The organism is Clostridium sp. NkU-1 (genome assembly GCA_001312405.1).
Genome location: BBDR01000002.1, coordinates 86,817 through 109,971 on the forward strand (window position 1 = coordinate 86,817; position 23,155 = coordinate 109,971).

The following is a 23,155-nucleotide window of genomic DNA, read 5'->3' on the forward strand; positions in this document are numbered from 1 at the left end:
GGCTGAAAAACCGGAAAAAAAGTGCGTATTGCCATTGCCGGCACAGACAGAGAGGAAGTCCGCCTGGCAGCACAGGCGTCCTCCCTGGGACTTGCTGAATTTATTCTGATCGGAAATACGGAAAAAATCCGTTCTCTGATGATAGAAGAATTATCTGTAAATCATGATTTATTTGAAATATATTCGTCAAATACGGAAACAGAAGCAGCAAAACTGGCGGTTTCGCTTACAAAACAAGGAGCTGCGGATATTCCCATGAAGGGCTGATCCAGACCTCCGTTTTCATGAAAGCGGTCTTAAATAGGGAAAGCGGCTTAAAGACAAATTCCAGAATCAGTCAGATTACTTTATTTGAAAATAAAAACAACGGAATTACCTTTCTGACAGACTGTGCGGTCAATCTTTCTCCTGAACTGTCCGTCAGACTGGACGTCATAAAAAATGCGGTAACCCTGTCCCGTTCTCTGGGGGTGGACTGCCCGAAGGTTGCGCTTTTAGGAGCAGTGGAGACTGTCAATGAAAGCATGCCTGATACCGTTCAAAGTGCTGTCATTACTCAGATGAACAGGCGGGGACAGATAAAAGACTGTGTGATTGACGGTCCCTTATCTTTGGACAATGCTATTTCTATGGAAGCGGCACAAAGAAAGGGAATTGACAGTCCAGTAGCCGGCCGTGCAGATATTTTAATCGCTTCCAGCTTGCAGGAGGCAAATACTTTAAGTAAATCCCTGCATTTTTATGCCGGATTTGCCACCGCCTCTGTGATTATGGGTACGGAACAGCCTTTTGTCATGACATCAAGGACGGATGCAATTGAGAATAAACTTAATTCCATTGCTGTAACCTGTTACTATAACCAGAATCAGATTTAAACGAAAAGAGGGGACTGGGAGCCTTTAAATGGCTCTGTAAGTCCTCTCTTTTTGATGTGCAGTTTCAAATGAAAATACTTCTGCATGGTAATTTTACTGATTTGCAGATTCGTTATTATGATTGGTGGTAGCTGCTCAGATGTTCGAATATTCTGTTTATTTCTGCCTGGCCATATCCCCATACTCTATTTGGATAAGCACTTGATGGATTTCGGATGGCGTTGCGTATTAAAAGATGATTCGCAATATTTCCGGTCATTCTCGGATAAACTTCTTTTATAACTGCCCATTCAAACAGCATGGCAATGATACCGGCAGCGTGAGCAGCGGCAGCCCCCGTACCTGTTGCAGTTCCATACCGGTTGCCGGGAACGGCACAGGGAAGCTGGTAACCTGGAGCAGCAATATCTGGTTTAATTTGATTGTTTCTCATGTAACCTCTTCCTGATTCAGCCAGGATACTGTCATACCAGTGATTGTATGCGGCAACTGTTAATAAAGACCGGGCATTTCCCGGTGCGGTAATAGTAGTATCAGGATCTGATTGAACAAAGTAAGTTTCATTGGAAATCATGTCTCCCGAGGGAAGCCATGAATGAAAAGAAAAGGATTCATTTTTGGGACTTTCAAGCCTCAGGCGCCATATGCCCTGTGTGGGATTGCTGAAACGGATCAATATAAGCTGGTCTCCGGTCTCTTCTTCAAAAATTGTATTGTTCACCCATAGTGCAGTCTGGTTAAGTATGAATGTGAATTTTCTGCAGGGAGACAGTTCGGAAAAAACCGGATGGGTAGTTTCCTGGTTCGGAGCAAATATATTAACTGCAAGCTTTTCCATGGCATGGCACCAGATTTCCAGTGAAAACATTTTATCCCTGTTTCCGACTCTTAATTCCATGTCGTGATAGTAGGGAGATTGGAGTGCAGAAGCAAAATAGTGTCTTTGACGGTTCCCTTCATTCCCAGCAGAAACAGATACGCCGATTCCCGGCAGAAGTGCCAGGTAGTCTAAATATCTGCTGGTAACATCGAGACCGTTGTGTCCGCCCTGGCTGGTTCCCATTGCAATGCATATTACCATTGGGCGCCGGTATCGTGTGGAAATAATATATGCATAGTGGGCCGCTAAAAGAATGTCAGATTCCTGATAGCAGACAACATCTTCAGGAACAAAATGGATTCTTTTTAAGTTTTCCTTTGCCTCTTTTAATTTTACGATGACCAGTTCTGCCATAGGGACAACACCGCTGAAATTCTGTTCATCATCTGGAGTCCCGGCCGTGATACTTGCAATGGCGGTGCCATGTCCGTCTGAATCCATAGTTGGGACAATGGAGAAAGGATCATCCGAATTTAATGCGTTATTGATTTGTTCCCTGCTGTATTCAGTACCGAATGTGAGGCCTTCAGGTGGCGTACCGTCCTGTATCGTTTGATCCCATATGGAAAGGATACGGGATGATCCATCCGAATATTGAAATGCAGTATGCTGATAGTCAATTCCGGTATCAATGATAACTGCCAGAACGCCCTGGCCGAATAAAGCCAGAGAAGGATTTCTCTGTACGGCAGCGATACCGGATTTTTCCAGGCTGATGGAAGACGTGAGTGTATATAAGCTGGGAAAGCTGTTGTAAGAAGACTTGCCTAAATCGCAGGGGTCATTTCCGTTAACAGGAACATGAAGCAAGGAATTATTCTTGTTTACATAGATGACATTGTCTCCGGTGGTGTATGAAGAAGCCTGGGTATTGCTGATGATTAAATCATAATAGTTATTATCTAGAATTTTTTTCATTTTCGTCATCACCTGTTTTACATCGTGTCTATTATAAATTATATTTGGAGGGACCTGCACTGCGAAAAAGAAGTACAGAAATCCTCTTTTCCCTTGCAAGTTTGTTTGATTCCCATAAGCAAAATCTGTGGCTGCAGAATTCTTTTTCTGTTATACTAAAGTTGTACTATTTAATTGTAACACGTTCATTTTTTTGAGCTTGTGAGATTAATTATGCGTCATCTGGCGGAAAGCCTGTTTTATTACATGAAATATCATTGCTGTACTAATTCCCAAGGTCCCCACTGTTCTGTTCCGGGGATATTTCCCTGTGTCCACCATTTTGCCTGGTAAATGTTTCCCTGGTACATTACTAAATCTCCTTGTACGTATATCGCGTCAGGAGAGTATTCGCTGATTGTACCAGTATCTATGTCGGATTCTGGTTCAGTCGGTGGTACAGTTTCCGGTTCAGTCGGTGGTTCAGTCGGTGGTACAGTTTCTGGTTCAGTCACTGTTTCAGTTGAAGGTTCAGTGCCGGGATTCATTGCTCCAGTGCCTTCGTATATCTTCTGTCGGCTGATTTCTACACTGGAAGAAACGATGCGCTGAGATATTTCTATTGATTTGATATCATTTATATCCGCAATGCCATTCGTACTGATTTTGAATGTTGCCGTATCACCTTGTTTTAAAGTTTTATAAGCATAAACATTGGACAAATCAGCAATTGCAACGCCATCTTTCATTGTTACGCTGCCAGAACCGTATCCGCCACTGGATAAAACAGCCCCACTGTAAGTGGAAATATAGACTCTTGGATTTTTAACTGTTTCATAAGACAATTCAGTAGCTGCCAGTACAGCATTATTCTCGTCAGAAGTTTCATTGTTTGCGATTGTTATTTCATAGCCCTTAGTGCCATAATCATTGTATGTACTGATTGTTGCAGTTAAGTTAAGTTCTGGTTCGGAAAGAGTATACTCTGGAAGCTTTGCGTGACCAAATAGACCTTCTTTTATTGCACTTGTCAGTTTATCCCGTTTTCCTGTGGATTTTTCCGCGTCCTGCGAAGCCATCCAGCTTATATTTCCACCCAAGTTGTTGTTTTTTTACATAGGCGGTTTTTTTCCTGTATAGACTGTATATTATCATAGGTAAAAAAATGCTCCCGTCTGTTCATTGTAAAGGTAAGGAGCTTTTGCATAGTCATCCCAGTACTCTGTCAATCCCGGATAAGCTGCTTTTAAACTGTCCAGATTACGATAAGACCATACGCCGCTTCTGCGTCCTCCATCTCCGGAAGCGAGGGCAGTTTCATTTTTCGCACCTTTGCTGGGTGTTTGATCTGCGTCTTTTGCCACCTGTTGGGCACTGCCAAAAAGTCCGGGGAGATTCTGATCTGGCCCGTCATTTAATACCTGCTCCCAACCGCGGGTATAGAAAGCGACGCCGACTACGATCTTATTTGCTAAAGCTCCCTTAGACAGAAGATACTGTACGGAAGCGTCTACAGATAGGCCTTCACCTTCTGTTGGGTCGTTGGGATTCGTGTAGAGACCAGTGTGATGACTGCTGAATGTATCCCAGGCGCCGTGGAGGTCATAGGTCATGATATTGGCAAAGTCCACAATATTAAATAAGGCAGGAATGTCAACTCCTGCTTCTAAAAGAGTTCTGGAAGCAGGCAGAGCCACCGAAAGTTCATACACTCTGTCTAATTCATTGCCCTGTTCATCCAAAGCGTCCCTTAAATCCTGCAGCAACGTGATGTAGTTTTGCTTATCCGCCGGTATGGCGAAAGGGGTTCCTTCATCATTTTTGTTATCTACCAGATCGGGCTGGCGGACAGAAGTAGGATATTCCCAGTCCAGGTCCACAAAATCCATATTTGTGTAACGGATAAACTTCATAACGTTATTTACAAAGTTTTGCCGGACTGCTGGATTCGCTGCAACTGTTGAAAAATCTCCTGATTTAGACCAACCGCCAATGGAAACTCCCAGCCTTACATTGGGATATTGTGCTCGTAAATCCTGCAGGGCGGACAGAATGCCGGATCCCGGTGCGTCCCATTGTGCGCCTTCCATGCCAACGGGTGCTCCAACTGCTGCATCTTTGTCAGTGAATACCAGTTCCCCATTTGAATCGAAATCAAGAAATGCGAAGTTCAAATGGGTAAGCTGATCCATTGGAATTCCTTTAGGGTAAAAATTACCTTGACCTCCCCAAATCGACCAGTCTCCATAATACATAACATTTTTAAGCCTGCCGCTATTTTTTGTGTATTCAACAGCATTTTCATTGCCTACGGCGCAGACAGGTATTGTGGCATAACTGCTTGCCCCCAGGGCAAGTATAAGCACTGCTGAGAGTAATGCATTCTTTTTACGGGTTCGTTTCATATTAAATCTCCTTTCTATGGTGCTTGATCAATTGATTACATAAATATAATAAGGTATAAAAAAATGAAAAAGTAAACTATCAATTTGATGTATTTTTAATAATTGAACGACAAAGTTTAACAAAATATACTATGTTTTGAAAATAATTCTTAAAAACAAAGGTGGTCCCTAAGAAAATAAGCTTTGAACGGCAAAAATAAAAAAAGTTTTATACATTTTATGGCACTCTATTATGACTTGCACAGGGAAGCTCAAAGCCGGGAGCTGCAATGTCAAGCTTGCCGATGCAGAATTTCCTTTTAACAAAATTCACCAAGTCTTTGAATATACAGATAAAAAAAGCGGCAAGTGTCCGCAAAGCCATTATTTCAATGGAATAAGAGAAGCTGTAAACATTATAAAATCTCCACACTGATGTAAGGTAAAATCACCTCAGTTTGGAGATTTTATATTATCCATTTTCCGGGGAAGGTACATATCGTCTAAGGTATAAAAAAACAGAATTAAAAAAAGAATTGTAATTGCTGAATCGAGAAAAACTGCATGAATTTACACACAAAATTATTTCAACACAAAGAAGCGATGCATTCCATCCTTTCGCCAAAATAAACTAAAAAAATACGAGAATTTGCGGTTTTTATAGGAGAAAATGAAAAACTATTTTACAGAAAAATGGATCATGCTATACTAAGCAAAATTAATTTATAATTACTGTTGCTTTTTTGGATATGTTATTGGGCAAAGAGAAGTAAACACAGCAAGGAGGCTGGTATTCGTGGGGAAATTTCATGACAATCAGATTGCTTATATCAATTTGTCTGCGGGTGAAGTGAAATTAGAGGAAATCACCAGAGAACTTAGAAAGAACTACATAGGCGGGCCGGGAATCAATACAAAAATCTTATATGATTCCGATGCAGCAGAAAATGATGCGCTTTCAGAAATGAACTTATTGATCTTTGGTATCGGACCCAGTGTGGGTACCGGACTTCCAGCCAGTAACCGGTGTACCATAACCGCCAAAAGTCCCATAACCGATGCATATGGAGATTCCAATCTGGGCGGAGAATTTAATATCAGATTACGTACCATGGGAATCGATCATCTGGTGTTTTCCGGGAAATCAGATCATCCTGTGTATGTTCTCATAAAAAGCCAGGGAGAAATTGAGATTTTAGATGCCACTGACCTTTGGGGAATGCATACGGAAAAAGTCACGGAACTGTTGATTGAACGCCATGGGAAAGGCTCGGAAGTGTGCTGCATAGGGCCGGCAGGAGAGAATCTTGTTCGCTTTGCAAGTGTCATCATGTCAAAATGCCATGTGGCCGGAAGGACCGGTATGGGATGTGTCATGGGATCAAAGAAGCTGAAAGCCATTGTAGTTGAAAAAAAGATTGGAAAACCTAAGGTATACAACCCGGAAAAAAATTAAGGAGATCCGGGATGAGTGGATCAAGAAATGCCGTGCATCAGTCATTTTAAAGTCAGGAAACATTCAGGGAACCTTAATGCTAATCAAACGGTATCACAAACAGGGCGCCTTACCAATCCGCAATTATCAGGTGTCCGATGATAAAATGGTCAAAAACCTATACCCCGAGAAATTCTTATACAAACACGAAACCAAACGAAAGGCATGTATATACTGTCCGGTTGGATGTGCCAGAGAATACGAGATCAAAGAAGGAAAGCATAAAGGAGAAAAGGGAGACCGTATTGACTACGGTGCTGTAGCCGGTATAGGGCCATACAACGGAATCTTTGATTGGGCCAGCATCCTTCATCTAAAAAATCTCAGTGATAATCTGGGTTTTGATGCCATTGAGGGCGGTTCTACCATTGGCTTTATCTTAGAGTGTTACCAGAGAGGTCTGATAAAAGATCCGGAAAAGACCTATGAATTTGGAAATGCAGACGACGTAGAAGAATTGATGTATAAGATCTGCCGCCGGGAAGGGATCGGCGATATTGCAGCAGAAGGCGCCTACCGGGCTTCTCTTGTTTTACATGCTGAAAAGTATGCATTTTGTATCCGCAAATCTTCTGCCGGGCTTCATTCCAATTCCCATCTGGCTAAGTCCTTAAGCTATCTTACCTCTACCAGAGGGGGAGATCATCTGAAAGGATATGTATTTACTGCAGCCTTTGGTGGATTTTTCTCTGAAGTAGTTTCAAAACATATTTTTAAAACCAAAGCAGAGAAAATTTTGCAAAAGCAGAACAAAAAGGCCGTGTGGTGTGCTGGCATGAGAATTATAAGTATGTGGTTGACTGCCTGGGCCTGTGTTTATTTGCTGTAACTGCGCTCCCAAGTGCGGGAGCCGCCTATTTTAATGAATTTGCGGAGATTACCAATGCAGTGCTGGATATGGATTTGACTGATGAAGAGATGTTTTCTGCCGGAGACCGGATTTATCAGCTTCAAAATGCTTTTAATGTGGCATGCGGCTTAAAGTTTGATGATTATCACTGGCCTGAACGGAAAAAAAGAAGAAGATGTAAAAGATAAATTCATTAAGGGCACCACAATTAAGGTAGGCGGGGAAGAAGGAATGCTGCCGGAGTACTTCCGGTACAGAGGATTGACATCAGAAGGGACTCCTACCATAGGCCGTTTTAAGGAACTGGGAATTTCCCAATACATAAAAAAAGGCAGATGCCGAAGATATTGACAATGTTTTATCAATGGAAGATTTATTGAAAGAGATCGATTTGAATGCAGAACTGACTCCAAAAGAAAACCGGATCAATAATTTTATGAGCTCTCTGATTTGTAAATTGATGACAAAGCAGGATAAAAAGGCACTGAGTCACATGAAAAACGAGTAAGCATTCCACAAAGGCGGAGATTCCATGGTTTGGTTGAATAATGAAGAGAAGATAGAAATACGGTCATCGGTTTTCATTCCTGTTTCCCAGAACAATGCAGGAATTGTTTTCGATCATGTATATAATAGAGAGAAGTTTCGCAAATGGTTTAACGTCATTCCCGCTCTTTGGATCAGCTTTGATAAAAAGCAGATGGAAGCAGGATGTGTTGGAAGGATTTACTTTACCATGCCTCTGTTTTATTACAAATTAAAAGTCACAGAAGTAATACCTGGGAAATCGATTGTCCTTAAAGGAGCAGGGGGTCCGATGAGGGGGGAGGCATACTTTAATTTCCATCCCGCAAAGGACGGGATCGTCTTGGAAAACATTCATGTACTATCTGGAAAAAAATAAGTTTTTCCATAAATATTATGTCTATTGTCTGGTGCCTAATCACCTGGTTTTTATGAAATGGAGGTATTCTGTTTTAAAAAGGCGAATCAGGAGAGAACTGGAAAAAACAAAAAAAATACTTTAATAAAGAGGTGCTGTTTATGAGAGGTGTTATTTTAGCAGGAGGTCATGGAAAGCGGTTAAATCCACTAACAATTATTACTAACAAACATCTGCTTCCGGTCTATAAAAAACCCATGATATATTACCCCATAGAAACCTTAGCCAAAGTGGGAATTGATGATATCCTCATCGTAACAAGCGGTGAATACTTAGGGCATTTTTACCGGCTTTTAAAAACTGGGGAAGAGTTTGGGGTAAAGCTTCATTATGAGATTCAAGAAGGAAATGAGGGAACAGGAGCGGCATTATTATGTGCGGAAGAATTTGCAAAGTCAGACGAGTTTATGGTAATTCTTGGAGATAATATAGTGACCGAAGACCTGACAGCTTTTGTAAAAGATTTTGAAAAGGAAAAAGAAGAATTCAGTGCCAAGATTCTCATTACTCAGTCGGAAAATCCAAAGCTTTACGGTGTTGTTGAATTTGAAAAAAATAGGGTCACCAGACTGGTGGAAAAGCCCAAAGTTCCTTTCTCCAATTACGTTAATACTGGTTTATGGATTTTCAAACCAGAGGTATTTGATCTTTTAAAAGAAATGAAAATAAGTGCAAGAAATGAATATGAAACTACCGATGTTCTTCACCTATATGCAAAACAGAAAAAAACTTACCTATGGAATTTTGACCTCTAAATGGACTGATGCCGGAACATTTGAGCAGTTATATGAGGCTACTGTTTTAATGAAAGAGTTAGAGGAGAAGGAGAAAAAAAGAAATTGAAAAAGATCATGTTTATCAGTCTTCCGGTGTCAGGTCATGTAAACCCTCAGCTCAACTTGTGTAAGGAATTGTCCCAGAGAAATGTGAACCTTATTTATTATACATTTGAACAGTATTTCTACAAGTTTAACGATATGGACGGGGTGGATTTGCGGAAATATCCAGATGATTTTTATCATTATTACAATAAACTTGCAGCAAATGAGAAGCTTCAGTCCCAGTTTATGAATTTGCTCTATGTATTTTATACATTTACAGAAAAACTCCTTCCTTTCATGATGAGGGAGGTGGAAAAAGAAAAGCCGGATCTTATTATATGCGATACTTTAGCCATCTGGAGTAAGATTGCAGCCCGATATTATCATATCCCTTATGTATATTTTGTAAGCAGTTTTATGGGAGATAAGATCATGATGAAAGAAACCCCTGCTTTTACCTTAAGTCTTGTAAAGAGCGCGGCAGTTTCCATTCCCTATATCCTTAAATTTCCACCATTATTAAGCGGCTGGAAAAGCAGTATGGCAAGGTTGTTGATAAACCGTGGAATATCATGGAGCCGGAAGGAAAATACACCATGGTGGTCACATCGAAAGATTTTCACCCTGGCGGATATAAATATCCTTCCAATGTAAAATTCGTAGGCCCCGCTTTTGTGGATCATGAGCCTCTCACCGAAGAAAAAGATACCATATTCATCAGTCTTGGAACCATCTGCTTTAGCGATACCTACTGGGATATCTGTATTGATGCTTCCAAGGACCTGGGCTACCAGGTAGTGGTATCATTTGGCGGAAACATGAATAATAAGGTAAATGCAGCCGGATTGCCGGATAACGTGAAGATTTATAAAAACTTAAGCTTAGAGGAATACCGTAATGTATTAAAACGGTCTGTATTATTTATTTCACACGGAGGTTTTAATAGTATCAGTGATTCCATTCTATATGAGACCCCTCTTATCATATGCCCTGGCCATGCAGAGCAGGCCAGCAACGGAAGAGTGGTGGAAGAGGATGGATGTGGAAAACTATTCATTGCAAATACCGAACAATTTCGAAAAGAGAACCTGAAGGCACTGATTATTCAGGTAATCAATGATGCTGGTATGAAAAAGAATTTATCAAAATACCGCAAGTCCTTTTTAGAATCTCCCGGTTTTAAAAAGATTGTTGATGAATTAGGCCGGGATTATGAGTTGTTTTGATAAATTTATGAAGGAGATGGATTATGGCTTTTATCGTAAATACGGCGCAATACCTGCCTGACAATGAAATATTCAATGAAGATTTAACGCAGTTTCCATTAAAATACCGGCAGCTCATTGAAGAAAAGGCCGGAATTAAGGCAAGAAGGCACGTAATGAAAGAGTGTACTTCGGATATTGGGGCTTTGGCAGTAAGGCAGCTCTTAGATAAAACGGGAATCGATCCAATGGAGATTGATGCGCTCGTCTGTGTAACTTCCTCTCCTGACCGGATTCAGCCTGCCACTGCTACAAGAATTCAGGAGAAATGCGGATTAAAAAACGCCTTTGCTTTTGATCTTAATTCTGTTTGCAGCGGGGGGATCTATGGGCTAAAGATTGCCTCATCTCTCATAAAAGATGGGTTAAAGAATGTAATTGTGGTGGCCGCCGAGGTATACAGCAGGTTATTAAACCCTAAAGATATTGCAACGTTTCCTTATTTTGGAGATGGAGCTGCTGCTGTCCTTTTGTCAGATCATGGAATCTATGAGCTTAAAGATATCCTGCTTTTTTTCCGACGGGAGCGGATGTGATGTGATCCAGGTTCCTGCCGGCGGAAGCATGCTTCCAGCTTCAGCTGTAAAAAAAGAGCGGGACTATTACTTTTCTATGGAAGGACAAAGTGTCTATTGTTTTGCCTGTGAAAAAGGGAGCGAAATGATTGAAACTCTGGCAAAAAGGAATTCAGCCGCGGCCGGCCGGATCATCACCCATCAGGCCAATTTAAATATCATTAAAGAGATTGCCAGACGCACGAATATTCCCAGTGAAAGGTTCTTCATTAATCTGGAGAAATATGCCAATACCGCTGGAGCATCCGTTCTCATTGCACTTAACGAATATCTGGAGACGGAAGAAGCAGAAAAGGAAGATAATGTCTTTCTCGTGGCTTTCGGAGGAGGCCTTTCCTGGGGAGGGTGCTATCTAAAGAAATCCATACCAAATAAATAGAATAGAAAAAGGGAGGATAAAGTATGCTGGATCTGATCATGACGCTTGCCACAGATATTTTTGAGGATGATGATATCCTGCCTTCTTCCAGACTGGAAGAAGCAAAGAAATTTGATTCCATGAATCTGGTTCAATTCATAATTGAACTGAGTGAGGCTCTGGAAATGGACATTGAAGATGAAGAAGTGGAGAAAACCATGACATTTGCAGAAGTCGCAAAGAGCCTGGAAGCAAAGAAATTATCTAAGTAAAACCAATGATATGAGGTGTGTGCCATGGAATTCAGACTTCTGACTGAAGGCTCTGAGAAACTTAGTTTTATAAATGGGTGGGAACATGCATTTAGCCGGTCTTTTGAAAAACAGGATTATGACTGGATCTTTGATCCGCGGAATCACGTATACGGAGCCGTTGACGGAACCGTTGTTGCAGCCGGGTATTGTCTGCTGCAAAGTCAGGCCGTTTTTAAGGGGCAGCCTGTAATAAGCGGGTTGTGCAACAATGTATTTGTTACGCCGGAATATCAGGGCTGTCATTTGTTTACAAAACTGGGGCGCCATGTGCTTTTAAAAGCCAGGGAACAGGAGATGGGGATTTTAATTGGAATGCCCAACGAAAAGGCTCTTCCCGGACACCGGAGAGCAGGGTGGAGTGTTTTTTTCAAAGAATTATTATCTGGAAAGGAAGGGAGAAGAGGACTTGATTTTCGATGAGCCGGATTATAACGACCGGATCATATCCATTGATTCCCTTAATTTTCCCCTCTGGAAAAAAAGCCTTTTCAGAATTTACCCGCAAGATTGCTGCTGGAAGGTCATTTTCCATCATAAAAAGAGAAGATTACTTCTCCTGGCGGTATTTGGAACGTCCCTCAGGGGATTACAGACCATTTATTTATCAGGAGGAAGGAACGGTGAAAGGATATGTAGTGTATAAATATTACCAGCCTTTTAACCGGATACATATCCTTGACATGGAAGCAGAAAACGAGACCATTTTCCAGGAATTATTAAAGGCTGCAGGCACCATAAAACAATCGGTTTCCCTTATTAACGTGTTAGGCTCTACCATATATGCGGATTATTTTTTTTCCATGCAGGTTTTTTTAAAAAGCCTGGAATACAGCAACCTCATTGCATACACCCCACTGACAAACGATCCGGTTTCTTTTGGAAATACCTGCAATCTGGTCATGGGCGATAATGAAGTTTTTTTAGAATAACGGACAAATAAGGAGATACAAAAGTGGCATATGCAAAAGCAAACGCCGTGTTATACGGGAAATTAGACGAGATTTTTGAATTTATCCTGGATGGAAGAAATAATAAGAACTGGCGGCCCGGTGTGAAATCTGTAGAATATTTGTCAGAAGGAACCATTGGTGCCGGTACCCTGTTCTTACAGGAGATGTATGGCCCTCCCACAAGGGTCATTAAAGCGGATTATAAAATCCTGGAATGTGACAGGTATAGAAAGATTTCTTTTGTGCTCTTAAACGGCCCCTATACGCCGGTAGGCACTTTTACATTTGAAGTGACCGAAGAAGGCATATCCGTGGACTTTTCCATGGAAGAGGCCGGTGTGGTCAGCCGGGAACGGGAGATGCATTTCCAAAAGGTTGTAAATGATATTCATAATCTCCAAAAACATTTTGGAAGGAAATGATAAATGTATGAAAAATTTACTCTTAGGAAATGAAGCAGTTGCAAGAGGTGCGTTTGAATCTGGCGTAACAGTGGCTACTGCCTATCCAGGTACTCCCAGTACGGAAATCACGGAAAATATCGCAAACTATAAAACCATTAACACAGAATGGTCCCCCAATGAGAAGGTAGCCTTAGAGGTGGGGATCGGAGCTTCCATCGCGGGAGCAAGAACTATTGTTTCCATGAAACATGTGGGACTGAATGTAGCGGCTGATCCTCTCATGTCAGTTTCCTATCCGGGCGTGAATGCAGGTCTGCTGCTTGCAGTTGCAGACGATCCCAGTCAGCACAGTTCTCAGAATGAGCAGGATACCAGGTACTTTGGAATGGCGGCAAAAGTTCCGGTACTGGAACCCTCGGACAGCAGGAATGCAAAGATTTTGTAGGATATGGGCTTGAAATCAGCGAGACATTTGACACACCGGTTATTCTTCGTTTAAACACAAGAGTCTCTCATTCACAAAGTATGGTGGAGCTGAACGAAGAAGGGGCCTGCCAGTTAAAAGAGTATGACCAGAATCCGGGCAAGTACATTGTGCTCCTGCAGTGGCGAAAAAAAGGAGAGTCATTGCAGAGGAACGGTTAAGAAGGCTTGAAGAGTTTGCAGAAACCACGAAGCTTAATACTGTGGAATATAAAGACAGGGAGATCGGAGTCATTACCAGCGGCATGGCCTATCAATATGCCAAAGAAGTGCTGCCAGAAGCCTCTTATTTAAAACTAGGCCTTTCTTATCCCCTTCCCAGGAAAAAGATTACGGAATTTGTTAAAAGCTGTAAGACTGTCTATGTTATCGAAGAACTGGAACCAATCTTTGAAGAGAAGATTAAATCCTGGGGGCTGTCTGTCATTGGCAAAGATGTGATTCCTGTTATCGGAGAGTTAAATCCGGAGATTATCAGGACTTCGGTACTTTCGGAAACCATAGATGGAGTGAAGACGGAACTGGCAAAGGAGATTCCCATCCGGCCTCCTGTTCTTTGTCCGGGCTGTCATCACAGAGGCATTTTCTACGTCTTAAATAAACTGAAGCTTCATGTCTCGGGAGATATCGGCTGCTATACTCTGGCAGCATTTGCGCCCTTAAATGCAATGGATACGTCCATTTGCATGGGGGCCAGCATTGGAATGGCATTTGGGTTCGAGAAAGCCAGAGGAAAAGAATTTTCAAAGAAGACCGTTGCAGTGATCGGCGATTCCACCTTCATTCATTCCGGTATCACGGCCTTGATTGATGTGGTATATAACCAGGGAAATACCACGGTTATGATACTGGATAATTCCACCACAGCTATGACCGGACACCAGGATCATCCGGGAACTGGCTGTACCATCGGAGGAGAAAAGAGCCGGCCCGTTGATTTTACTGCTCTGGCACAAGCCATCGGTATAAAAAGAATTCAGACCGTAGATGCCTACGACATTGGGGAATTAGAGAGAATTGTTATGGAAGAGACTCAGGCAGAAGAGCCTTCCCTCATCATCACCAAACGGCCCTGTGTACTTCTTAAAAAAACCTCTCTTATCCATGAGCCACTTGCCATTACCGGCTGCAAAGGCTGCAAAGCATGTATGAAGCTTGGATGTCCTGCCATATCCTTTATCCGTGGCAGGGCAGAGATTAAGAAAGAACTTTGCGCAGGATGTGCCCTCTGCACCAGAATATGCAAATTTGATGCAATTAAGAAAGAGGTGTGAGATGAATATCCTAATAGCAGCAGTGGGTGGCCAGGGAGCAGTGCTCGCCAGCAGAATTCTTGGGAAAATGGCTCAAAACAGTGGGCTTGATGTAAAAGTTTCGGAAGTACACGGCATGTCACAAAGAGGCGGAAGCGTGGTCACCTATGTAAGATTTGGTGAAAAAATCAATTCCCCTATTATAGAGAAAGGAACCGCAGATATTATTCTTGCCTTTGAGATGTTAGAGGGGGTAAGATATGTGGAATGGTTAAAACAGGGAGGCATCTTAATCACAAGCAGACAAAGAATTGATCCCATGCCGGTAATCACTGGTGCGGCAGGGTATCCGGAGAATTTAGAGGAGCGGCTTTATAATTTGCCAATCCATTATAAGACAATCGATGCCAATACCTATGCCGAAGAAGCCGGCAGTCAAAAGACCGTCAATGTAGTTTTAATCGGAGCCCTGGCAGCAGCCATGGACATGGAAAAAGAGAAATGGCATAACGCAATAAAAGAAGCCGTGCCGGAAAAACTGTTGGAAATTAATTTAAAAGCGTTTGAAATTGGATATAAAAAAGGCAGTTGCCATGATGTGGTTAAGAAGGATCTGTGTTTCCAGAAGGAATCCTGAGGGACGCCTTTACTTATAATTAAAAGTATTAAAGAATGATGAAAAGAAAAAGGAGAAATTGTATGAGACAATTAAACAAAGAGACCAAAAAAAGAGATCAAAGATATGGTATACGATTTTTTAGCCGATGAGTGTGAGGTTTCCGTAACAGAGCTTAAAGAAGATCTATCGGTTATTGATGATTTAGACGGAGATTCCCTCATGTTTGTTGAAATGATCGAACAGTTAAAAAAAGAAATACGGCTTAAACATCCAGATGCAGAATATCGGAAAGTATCTTCTTAAAAACCCGGCAAACACCATAAGAGAAGTGGTTGAGACTGCCTGGCTGGTCTATGAAAAGGAAAATGATATCGTGGAGGCGCTTTAACCATGAACACAGAGTCCAGTCTCATGGTGGAGTATGATTTTGCTGGGGAAACCATTGGGGTTTTAAGACTTCATAACGGAAGGGATAATAAGGTGGATCATGGGGTGTTTCTTGATATTTTTGAGTTGGAGCAATGGTTACTTGAAAACCGGTTCAAAGGCTGATCATCACCGGAAATGGAAGAAACTTCAGCAAGGGCGCGAATGTGGAACAGATCAGGACTTATAAAGAACGCGAAGAGGTTCTAAAAAAAGAACTGGACCAGGGAAAGAAGATTTTGTCCTACATAGAATCACTTCCACTTGTAACTGTGGCCGTTATTCAGGGAGCCTGTTTTGGGGCTGGGCTTGAGATTGCCCTTAGCTGCGATTACCGCCTGGCAGCGGAAAATGCCATGTTTTCCTTCCCGGAAGCAACCCTCGGACTTTTGCCTGGGTTTGGAGGAACGGTAAGGCTTCCTGCCTTAATCGGCCAGGGAGCTGCAAAAAGGCTGATCTTATCAGGAGATATCATAACCAGTGAAGAGGCCCTCCGTCTGGGACTGGCAGATGAGGTGGCCGGAAAAAAAGAAGTATTCCCAAAAGCCGTAGAGCTGATACGGGAGTTAACGGACAACCGTTCTGTCAAACAAATTGCATACTTATTCAGCATCATGAATCAGTCAAGGGCCAACTGTTGGCCCTTGCATGAAAAAGAAAGCAGATATTTTGCAGATCTGATGAAGACTATGGATATCTGACCGGACAGGAGATGATTTTATTTTAACCAATGAGTGTTGGTTTGAGGTCCAGGGGTATGAGCTGGATTCTTTCAAACATGTCAATAATTCCGTTTATTTAAACTATCTGGAAACTGTGCGATGGAAGTTCTTTCAGGAATATAACATGATGAAGGATTTGGAACGAGAGAAGTTATATCCGGTGGTCATTGAAGTGAATATTAAATATTTAAAAGAATTGCGGATGTTTGATCAGTTTGTCATAATCAGCCGTTACTGGATTGAGAACAACTATATCGTATCTGACCATAAAGCAGTATATAAAGATCCCAAAATAACCATGATGAAAGCAAAAGTTAAGATGCTGCTGGTATCCGGGGAACGTATTGTGCATGACATTCCGCCTCATATAAAAGAAATGTTTTTGTCCGGAGAACCGGTCATGGCCCATAGGGGGGAAGGCTTTGATATATAACCATATGTTCATGTGCCAGGTCAGAGATGTTGACGATCTGGTATCATTTGCAGGCGGAACCATAGAAAACCGGGAGAGAGATATTATAATCCTGCATTTAAAGAAAGACTGTTTCAGCACAATACCAGAGATAGAATTTGAGAAGATAAAGGGGATACTTCGTGATCCTTATGTATTATCGGTCCTTGTCATTGACTGTGAAGTTTCCATGAGTCTCTATGAGAAGATGCATGTGTTTGATTTATGCTGTGTATCTGAGCATGGGGCTTTACGGTATGACCCGGATAACAGGACGGCCCTCCGGTTTTTGCGTTTGTTATTTGCTCCAAAGTATTTTGTGAGAGAAGAAGCCCGGATTATGGAATATAAGGAACTCATAAGCCATGGATTTGTCAATGTTCTTTTAAGGAAAGACAGCTTCTATGAAGATCTGGAATCACAGATTTTAAGCCTTACTCTTGATAGAACGAAGGAACAGCTTCATGGGATTAAAGACTGCATGAACACCTATAAAGATTGGTGCCTGTTGGGAGAAAGGCCTCTGACTGATCTGGAAACCGGATATTTCTGCAAATTGGCCCTTTTAAAAACCGAGGTTAATAAGAAGAGATGAGACAAGAGTTTAAGACAATCATATATGAAGAATCAGAAGGTATTGCCTGTATCCGCATTAACATGCCTCCGGCCAATAAGATGGTATCTCAGTTTTTAACGGAGGTTTCACAGGTTATAAAGGAATATGTCCTTCCCACAAAAGCTTCAGGAATCATCATCTTCGGAAGCGGAAGGCACTTTAGTTCTGGAGCGGATATTGGGGAGCTGCTGGATTTTATAAGTGCCCATACTACAGTGGATAAAGGCGCAGTGATCCGGTATCCGGACTGGTATGTGGACTGTAAAGAAAGCTTAAAAAAAACTTTTTCACATGAAGATTCCAATCGTCAGTGCTATTGGAGGATTCTGCATCGGATCAGGGCTTGAACTGGCCTTATCTTCCCATATAAGAATCTGCGAGACCGGTGCCAGACTTGGATTGCCGGAAGCCACTTTTGGGCTTTTGCCGGGGATAAACGGAATCTTACGGCTTTCCGAAGAAGCAGGTTTTTTTCATGCTTACGAGATGATCATAAAAGGAAACTTAATTGATTCCGAAGAGGCAGAACGGCTGGGAGTGGTAGACCTTCTCGTTCCGAAAAAAAACTCGTTGGATTGTGCAAAAAAAGTTTATTGCCTTTCTAAGTGAAACTAGTTGTGATTATAATTTTGCCAATCGGTTCTGTTTCTTAGATGCGTTTAAAAATATTATCGAAGGTAAGAAACACTTTCGATAATCGGATGGACGAAGCCATATTATTTTTAGTTAGAGAAGGGAGCTGATTTGATGGCTATTAATGTAAAATTATCCGGCGTAGGTACATACCTTCCGGGAAATCCGATTGATTTTGACGAGATCAATCATTATCTGGGAGAATTTCATGAGGCGCCCCAGAAGATCAAAAACTGGGCTGGGAGAGTCCAGCCCATTATTAAAGAGATGCTTGGGATCAACCATTGCTACTATGCATTTGACAACCAGACAAGGACATTTACCGATGACAATTTGACCATGTCTGTCAAAGCCGCCAAAAAGGCTATGGAAGATGCGGGTGTATTGGCAAAGGACATTGATCTTTTAATATATGGCGGTGCATTTTCCCACCAGATTCCGCCCATTACCACCAGAATACAGGAAGAACTGGGAATCGGCCTGTGCGGAGAGATTCACATTCATTCCAACTGCACATCCATCTATAAAGCCATTAAGCTGGCCCATACCATGCTGGCCTCCGGAGAATATAAGAATGCCCTGATCATCTCCTCCAGTGTGGCAAGTTCCTGTTTTATTCCGGAATTTTATAATCAGGCCCTTATTACCAAAGAAGACATCTTCCTTCGCTGGTATCTCTGCGACGGTGCCGGGGCCATGATTTTTCCGCGGCAAAAGACGAAAAAGAAGGTTTTTATCTGGAAGATACCTACTTTGAATCCACGGGAAGCAAAAAGCAGTCAGCCATGGGAAACAGCTATCCCTATCACTGGACGAATCCCAGGGAAGATTATGAGAACGGCTGCCATCATATTCGTCAGATATACTTAAATGAGATGCGGGACTATGCCATGGAGGAAAATGGAAAATCCATTTTTTACAATGCCCTGGTTCGTATGCTGAATGGAAAAAAACATTGATTTAAAGGACTTAAAACATTTTGTGGTAAATATGCCCTCAAAATTTGTAAGAGAACTGATTATCGAAGAGTGCCTTGGCCTTGGGATCAGAAAGGACCAGTTTTACAGTGCCATCGAAGACGTTGGCTATGCCGGCCCTCCCGCAGCCCTTATTTCTATTGACAATCTGTTAAAGGAACATACTTATGAGAGCGGAGATCTGATTTTCAGCTTTGTCATGGAAGTCAGCAAATTTATGCAGGCAGGTTTTACATTAAGAAAAATATAAAGTGAGGGGCATGACATGAAAATATTATTGGTAAATCCTCCTATTCCCAGAGTTTTCCGTATGTTTGATTTTGCTGACGATGCTGTGAAACGATCCTTTGGAAGAAGAGTCATGGTGGGTCCGCCTCTGGCTCTTAATGAACTGGCAAGCATGGTACCTGACGATGAAGTGGTGATCCTGGATCAGAAGACAGAAGAGGATAATATAGAGGGCTATGATTTTGTCCAGGCTTATATCGAAGAACTAAAACGATTCTCTCCTGATTTTGTGGGTGTCACCTGCATTACTGCCCAGTATAATTCCGTATTAAAGATTTTAAATATTACAAAAGAATACAATAAGAACATCTTAACCATGGTAGGTGGCATACATCCAACTCTTTGCCCAGACTCCTTTACAGGCTCCAAAGCCGATCTTGTTACGGTGGGCATCGGAAAATACAGCTTTAAGAAGATGATTGAGCTGTTTAAGGCAGACGGCTGGCAGGCGGATTTCAGTAAGATTCCGGGACTCGGCCTGAATAAAGGGACAAGCCTTTTCTATACCCAGTCCATCTGCAGCCTTACCACTCAGGAGATCCAGGAACAGCACATTTTAGACGCTGTTATGCCAAACCGAAAGCTGACGGATAAATACAATTACACCATTCGGCAGATGAATAAAAAGATCCATTATATCAGTACCTCCCAGGGCTGCACTCACAAATGCAACTTTTGCAGCATCTGGCAGACTACGGGAGGACGGTATTTCCATAAAGATGTGGAATGTATCATCCGGGAATTAAAGACCATGGATGAATACCCCATTATCCGTTTCTGCGATGCCAATACCTTTGGCGATATTAAAAAAGCCAGGCTTTTATTTAACAGAATTATTGAAGAAGGGTTAAATCATCATTATTATCTGGCTGATGTACGGACGGATACGGTGATCCGGAACCCGGATATTATTGAACTGGCCGTAAAAGCAGGACTTCGGATCACGATCTGTGGATTAGAAGCCACCAGCAATGAAGAATTAGAGGCTTATAACAAACAAAATACCATTGAGAACATTTCCAGTGCCTTAAAGTTTTTAAATAGTCTTGGGATTTTAGTCAACGGAAATTATATTGTAAGGCCGGAATATGTGGAATCTGATTTTGACCGGGTGGCGCAGTTTGTCAGCGACAATCCCATCTATCATGCAGGTTTTACGGTGCTTACCCCATTTCCCGGGACAGATCTTTATGAGACCATGAAAAAAGACATTGTCATTCATGATCTGGATTACTACAACTTAACTAATGCAGTGGTGGAAACTGTATTGCCGGAACCAAAGTTTTATGAGCAGGTTGGAAAACTATATAAAACCAGTAAAATCGCAGGGGATGATTATCTTCATAAATACGGAAGCGACTTACTGGTGGAATAGGGGAACAATGACAATAGGAATTATTGGATCAGGAAGAATGGGACAGGATCTTTTCTATTCCCTGATTGGGTGTGAATGCAATGCCATACTTGTTTGCAGAAACCTCGGGCAGATAGAACAGATCACAAAGAAAACCCAGAAGATATTAAAAAGAAATCCGGAGCTTATTGAGAATGAAACTCTGATCATAAGCGGAAGGCTTACGGACTTAGCTGATTGTGACGTCGTTATTGAGACTGTAATAGAAGATCTGAAAGTTAAGCAGGAGATCTTTAAGAATCTGGAAGAGATCACAAAAGATACCTGTATCTTTGCAACCAATTCCTCTTCTCTTGACGTGACAAAGGTCTTTGAACATGTGAAAGTCAAAGAGCGATGCCTGGGACTTCACTTTTTCTATCCGTTAAAAGTCATCCATACAGCAGAAGTTAATGCAGGCCCGGACACCGGGAAGGAAGCCGTTGAAGGGCTGGTTGAATTTCTTACTCTGATTGGGAGGAAACCGCTGGTACTAAGAGGAGGGAACCGCCTGGTGCTGTCAAAGCTTTTGATTTCACTGGCGGCATATACCTACAACCTGTCCCTGGAAGGAGAACTGACGCTAAGAGAACTTGACCAGATCACAAAGCAGGTACTTCTCTTTGGAATCTTTGAGATGGTGGATTCCACAGGCTTTCCAATCATCTCCCAGTGTCTTTTAAACTTACCGGATGAACTTCATCTTAAGCTTTATATGCCCCTTCTTTCACGGGTGAAGGCCCTCATGGAACAGGGAGAAGACTCAAGAACGGGGCAGGGACTTCTTTCTATAGAAGATTTCAGCAAGGAAGAGGGCACTTTTAAAGAAGGCAGAAAAGACCGGCATGAAGCTTATGGAGTAAAATTTCTGGTGTTCCTGCTAAACGAAACCGCACAGTACATGTCAGACCCTTTTTTGGATAAAAAGCAGTTTGAAGAAAGCATACAGGAAGTATTAGGCTTATCCGTTTCATTAAAGTCTTTATATGGTGAACTTAAGGAAGAGACAATAATAAAAACCTTAAAGGAAGTATATAAAAAGACTTGTGATCCGCTGTTTCTCCCAGCAGATTTTAATGTATTCCTTTAATACATAAGGAGGTATCCATGAAAGAAAATAAGACGGTAATTACAGGTATGGGAATGATAAATGCTTTGGGAAATACCATGGAAGGAAGTTTTAAGAAGATGCTGGAGGGCGTTTCAGGAGTAAAAAAGATCACCTTGTTTGATCCCTCTGAATTAGAGACAAAAATCGCTGCCCAGGTGGATGACAGCTTTTTAGAAAAAGCCAAAGAGCTGATAAAGAAAAGAGAACGGGGCAAGATGACCCGCCTGACCCAGATGGCATTAGTCGCGGCAGACGAGGCGGTGAAAGACAGCGGCATTGATTTTGAATCCTGTGATAAAAGCCGGGTGGCAGTGATTATGGGAATCGTGACGACCGCTTACAGTGATGTGGAAAAAGAACAATCAGAGAGTAACAGTATCGTCAAATCCATGCCAAATGCCCCCAGTGCCTGGATCTCAATTCGATATGGACTCAAAGGACCTAACTTTAATGTATCTACCGCATGTGCATCCTCTGCTTATGCCATTGCATTAGGGCAGCAATTGATCCATTCCGGTTTTGCCGATGTTGTTATTGCAGGAGGAGCCGACTCTCACATACAAAAAGAGTATATCAAAGGTTTTAACCAGATCATGACGTTGTCAGTCAAAAATGAAGACCCGGAAACTGCCTGCTGTCCTTTTTCCAGGAACCGGGATGGATTTGTCATGGGAGAAGGTGCCGGCATCATGATCTTAGAGTCAGAAGTACATGCAAAGAAACGGAATGCCAGAATTTATGCAGAAGCAGGAGGCTGTGCCATCACAAGTGATGCGGGAGATATTACCGCACCCCAGGCGGATGGCGTTATGATGGCAAAGACCATGGAGATTGCTATAAAGCAGGCAGGCGTAAAACCGGAGGACATTGACTATATCAATGCCCACGGCACCTCCACCTATCTCAATGACAAATATGAGACTATGGCCATTAAATCCTGTTTTGGTCTCCATGCAAAGAATCTTTACGTATCCTCTACAAAATCCATGATTGGCCATACAGTCGGTGCATCCGGGGTTATTGAGGGGATTGTCACGGTTCTGACCATGAACCAGGGGGTGATTACTCCCACCATCAATTATAAAGAGCCGGATCCGGAACTGGACTTAAACTATGTTCCTAATCTTCCAGTCAAAAAAAGAGGTGAAGATGGCAATCTCTAATTCCTTTGG

General features: G+C 42.1%; 31 protein-coding genes and 2 pseudogenes. 30 read left to right on the forward strand and 3 right to left on the reverse strand.

Going from position 1 to position 23,155, the window contains the following annotated elements; translation table 11 throughout:
* Positions 1-21: 21 nt before the first annotated feature.
* Together JCM10519_RS03015 and JCM10519_RS03020 are read left to right on the forward strand one after the other, a co-directional pair.
* A complete protein-coding gene (locus JCM10519_RS03015) occupies positions 22-267 on the forward strand; it encodes a hypothetical protein (RefSeq protein ID WP_054737899.1) in 246 nt (81 codons plus the stop codon).
* The gene (locus JCM10519_RS03020) at positions 267-875 is read left to right on the forward strand and encodes a phosphate acyltransferase (protein ID WP_347843201.1); all 609 of its coding nucleotides are present in this window, start codon (positions 267-269) and stop codon (positions 873-875) included. Before JCM10519_RS03015 ends, JCM10519_RS03020 begins: the two co-directional genes overlap by 1 nt.
* Before the next feature lie 115 nt (positions 876-990).
* Here JCM10519_RS03020 and JCM10519_RS03025 read toward each other — a convergent pair whose 3' ends face one another.
* The 3 genes from JCM10519_RS03025 to JCM10519_RS25855 all read right to left on the reverse strand — a co-directional run bounded on the left by JCM10519_RS03025 (position 991) and on the right by JCM10519_RS25855 (position 5,057).
* Positions 991-2,673 carry a S8 family serine peptidase gene (locus JCM10519_RS03025; protein ID WP_054737901.1) on the reverse strand — a complete coding sequence of 561 codons (1,683 nt, stop codon included), beginning with the start codon at positions 2,671-2,673 and terminating at the stop codon, positions 991-993.
* 254 nt (positions 2,674-2,927) lie between these two features.
* The gene (locus JCM10519_RS25850; RefSeq protein ID WP_347842982.1) at positions 2,928-3,731 is read right to left on the reverse strand and encodes a carbohydrate-binding protein; all 804 of its coding nucleotides are present in this window, start codon (positions 3,729-3,731) and stop codon (positions 2,928-2,930) included.
* Between the two features lie 72 nt (positions 3,732-3,803).
* A complete protein-coding gene (locus JCM10519_RS25855; protein WP_347842983.1) occupies positions 3,804-5,057 on the reverse strand; it encodes a glycosyl hydrolase family 18 protein in 1,254 nt (417 codons plus the stop codon).
* Positions 5,058-5,832: 775 nt separating this feature from the next.
* On the opposite strand from JCM10519_RS25855, the gene JCM10519_RS03040 reads away from it, so the two are divergent.
* The 28 genes and pseudogenes from JCM10519_RS03040 to JCM10519_RS03165 all read left to right on the forward strand — a co-directional run bounded on the left by JCM10519_RS03040 (position 5,833) and on the right by JCM10519_RS03165 (position 23,146).
* Complete coding sequence (locus JCM10519_RS03040; RefSeq protein ID WP_054737903.1) at positions 5,833-6,492, forward strand: aldehyde ferredoxin oxidoreductase N-terminal domain-containing protein; 660 nt, start codon at positions 5,833-5,835, stop codon at positions 6,490-6,492.
* Positions 6,443-7,360 (forward strand): aldehyde ferredoxin oxidoreductase C-terminal domain-containing protein, encoded by a 918-nt coding sequence (locus JCM10519_RS03045; protein ID WP_347842984.1) that lies wholly within the window; start codon positions 6,443-6,445, stop codon positions 7,358-7,360. Before JCM10519_RS03040 ends, JCM10519_RS03045 begins: the two co-directional genes overlap by 50 nt.
* Before the next feature lie 156 nt (positions 7,361-7,516).
* Positions 7,517-7,732, forward strand: coding sequence for a hypothetical protein (locus JCM10519_RS03055; RefSeq protein ID WP_347842985.1), 216 nt, complete (start codon positions 7,517-7,519; stop codon positions 7,730-7,732).
* Positions 7,733-7,757: 25 nt separating this feature from the next.
* Complete coding sequence (locus JCM10519_RS25860; protein ID WP_347842986.1) at positions 7,758-7,889, forward strand: hypothetical protein; 132 nt, start codon at positions 7,758-7,760, stop codon at positions 7,887-7,889.
* A gap of 24 nt (positions 7,890-7,913) precedes the next feature.
* Positions 7,914-8,285 (forward strand): hypothetical protein, encoded by a 372-nt coding sequence (locus JCM10519_RS03060; protein ID WP_054737907.1) that lies wholly within the window; start codon positions 7,914-7,916, stop codon positions 8,283-8,285.
* 140 nt (positions 8,286-8,425) lie between these two features.
* On the forward strand, positions 8,426-9,079 hold the full coding sequence (locus JCM10519_RS03065) for a sugar phosphate nucleotidyltransferase (RefSeq protein WP_054737908.1): 654 nt from the start codon (positions 8,426-8,428) through the stop codon (positions 9,077-9,079).
* A gap of 84 nt (positions 9,080-9,163) precedes the next feature.
* Positions 9,164-9,799: a hypothetical protein gene (locus tag JCM10519_RS03070; protein ID WP_054737909.1), complete on the forward strand. Its 636-nt coding sequence runs from the start codon at positions 9,164-9,166 to the stop codon at positions 9,797-9,799.
* Positions 9,718-10,371 (forward strand): nucleotide disphospho-sugar-binding domain-containing protein, encoded by a 654-nt coding sequence (locus tag JCM10519_RS03075; RefSeq protein WP_347842987.1) that lies wholly within the window; start codon positions 9,718-9,720, stop codon positions 10,369-10,371. The genes JCM10519_RS03070 and JCM10519_RS03075 overlap by 82 nt, the downstream gene beginning before the upstream one ends.
* A gap of 23 nt (positions 10,372-10,394) precedes the next feature.
* Positions 10,395-10,946, forward strand: coding sequence for a hypothetical protein (locus JCM10519_RS03080; protein WP_054737911.1), 552 nt, complete (start codon positions 10,395-10,397; stop codon positions 10,944-10,946).
* Position 10,947: 1 nt separating this feature from the next.
* A complete protein-coding gene (locus tag JCM10519_RS03085) occupies positions 10,948-11,364 on the forward strand; it encodes a 3-oxoacyl-[acyl-carrier-protein] synthase III C-terminal domain-containing protein (RefSeq protein WP_054737912.1) in 417 nt (138 codons plus the stop codon).
* A gap of 23 nt (positions 11,365-11,387) precedes the next feature.
* A complete protein-coding gene (locus tag JCM10519_RS03090) occupies positions 11,388-11,615 on the forward strand; it encodes a hypothetical protein (protein WP_054737913.1) in 228 nt (75 codons plus the stop codon).
* Positions 11,616-11,639: 24 nt separating this feature from the next.
* Entirely contained in the window at positions 11,640-12,077 is a 438-nt protein-coding gene (locus JCM10519_RS03095; RefSeq protein ID WP_054737914.1) for a GNAT family N-acetyltransferase, read from the forward strand.
* Positions 12,074-12,586: a hypothetical protein gene (locus tag JCM10519_RS03100; RefSeq protein ID WP_054737915.1), complete on the forward strand. Its 513-nt coding sequence runs from the start codon at positions 12,074-12,076 to the stop codon at positions 12,584-12,586. Before JCM10519_RS03095 ends, JCM10519_RS03100 begins: the two co-directional genes overlap by 4 nt.
* A gap of 23 nt (positions 12,587-12,609) precedes the next feature.
* Positions 12,610-13,029 (forward strand): hypothetical protein, encoded by a 420-nt coding sequence (locus JCM10519_RS03105; RefSeq protein ID WP_054737916.1) that lies wholly within the window; start codon positions 12,610-12,612, stop codon positions 13,027-13,029.
* Positions 13,030-13,036: 7 nt separating this feature from the next.
* Positions 13,037-14,768: pseudogene (iorA, locus tag JCM10519_RS03110) on the forward strand (indolepyruvate ferredoxin oxidoreductase subunit alpha).
* A gap of 1 nt (position 14,769) precedes the next feature.
* The gene (locus tag JCM10519_RS03115) at positions 14,770-15,384 is read left to right on the forward strand and encodes an indolepyruvate oxidoreductase subunit beta (RefSeq protein WP_054737917.1); all 615 of its coding nucleotides are present in this window, start codon (positions 14,770-14,772) and stop codon (positions 15,382-15,384) included.
* A gap of 105 nt (positions 15,385-15,489) precedes the next feature.
* Positions 15,490-15,754 (forward strand): annotated as a pseudogene (locus JCM10519_RS03120) (phosphopantetheine-binding protein).
* Positions 15,755-15,756: 2 nt separating this feature from the next.
* The gene (locus JCM10519_RS25865) at positions 15,757-15,918 is read left to right on the forward strand and encodes a hypothetical protein (RefSeq protein WP_347842988.1); all 162 of its coding nucleotides are present in this window, start codon (positions 15,757-15,759) and stop codon (positions 15,916-15,918) included.
* A gap of 41 nt (positions 15,919-15,959) precedes the next feature.
* Positions 15,960-16,493 (forward strand): enoyl-CoA hydratase-related protein, encoded by a 534-nt coding sequence (locus JCM10519_RS03125; protein WP_054737918.1) that lies wholly within the window; start codon positions 15,960-15,962, stop codon positions 16,491-16,493.
* Positions 16,494-16,512: 19 nt separating this feature from the next.
* Positions 16,513-16,947 carry an acyl-CoA thioesterase gene (locus tag JCM10519_RS03130; protein WP_347843202.1) on the forward strand — a complete coding sequence of 145 codons (435 nt, stop codon included), beginning with the start codon at positions 16,513-16,515 and terminating at the stop codon, positions 16,945-16,947.
* Positions 16,937-17,560: a hypothetical protein gene (locus tag JCM10519_RS03135; protein WP_054737920.1), complete on the forward strand. Its 624-nt coding sequence runs from the start codon at positions 16,937-16,939 to the stop codon at positions 17,558-17,560. Before JCM10519_RS03130 ends, JCM10519_RS03135 begins: the two co-directional genes overlap by 11 nt.
* The gene (locus JCM10519_RS03140; protein WP_054737921.1) at positions 17,557-17,928 is read left to right on the forward strand and encodes an enoyl-CoA hydratase-related protein; all 372 of its coding nucleotides are present in this window, start codon (positions 17,557-17,559) and stop codon (positions 17,926-17,928) included. Before JCM10519_RS03135 ends, JCM10519_RS03140 begins: the two co-directional genes overlap by 4 nt.
* A complete protein-coding gene (locus JCM10519_RS03145) occupies positions 17,873-18,190 on the forward strand; it encodes an enoyl-CoA hydratase/isomerase family protein (RefSeq protein WP_347842989.1) in 318 nt (105 codons plus the stop codon). The genes JCM10519_RS03140 and JCM10519_RS03145 overlap by 56 nt, the downstream gene beginning before the upstream one ends.
* A 138-nt stretch (positions 18,191-18,328) precedes the next feature.
* Complete coding sequence (locus JCM10519_RS03150; protein ID WP_347842990.1) at positions 18,329-19,084, forward strand: hypothetical protein; 756 nt, start codon at positions 18,329-18,331, stop codon at positions 19,082-19,084.
* 72 nt (positions 19,085-19,156) lie between these two features.
* Entirely contained in the window at positions 19,157-19,441 is a 285-nt protein-coding gene (locus tag JCM10519_RS25870; protein WP_347842991.1) for a hypothetical protein, read from the forward strand.
* Between the two features lie 15 nt (positions 19,442-19,456).
* The gene (locus JCM10519_RS03155) at positions 19,457-20,854 is read left to right on the forward strand and encodes a cobalamin-dependent protein (RefSeq protein ID WP_054737923.1); all 1,398 of its coding nucleotides are present in this window, start codon (positions 19,457-19,459) and stop codon (positions 20,852-20,854) included.
* A 7-nt stretch (positions 20,855-20,861) separates the two neighbouring features.
* A complete protein-coding gene (locus JCM10519_RS03160; protein WP_347842992.1) occupies positions 20,862-21,962 on the forward strand; it encodes a 3-hydroxyacyl-CoA dehydrogenase family protein in 1,101 nt (366 codons plus the stop codon).
* A 17-nt stretch (positions 21,963-21,979) separates the two neighbouring features.
* A complete protein-coding gene (locus tag JCM10519_RS03165; RefSeq protein WP_347842993.1) occupies positions 21,980-23,146 on the forward strand; it encodes a beta-ketoacyl-[acyl-carrier-protein] synthase family protein in 1,167 nt (388 codons plus the stop codon).
* Positions 23,147-23,155: the final 9 nt, after the last annotated feature.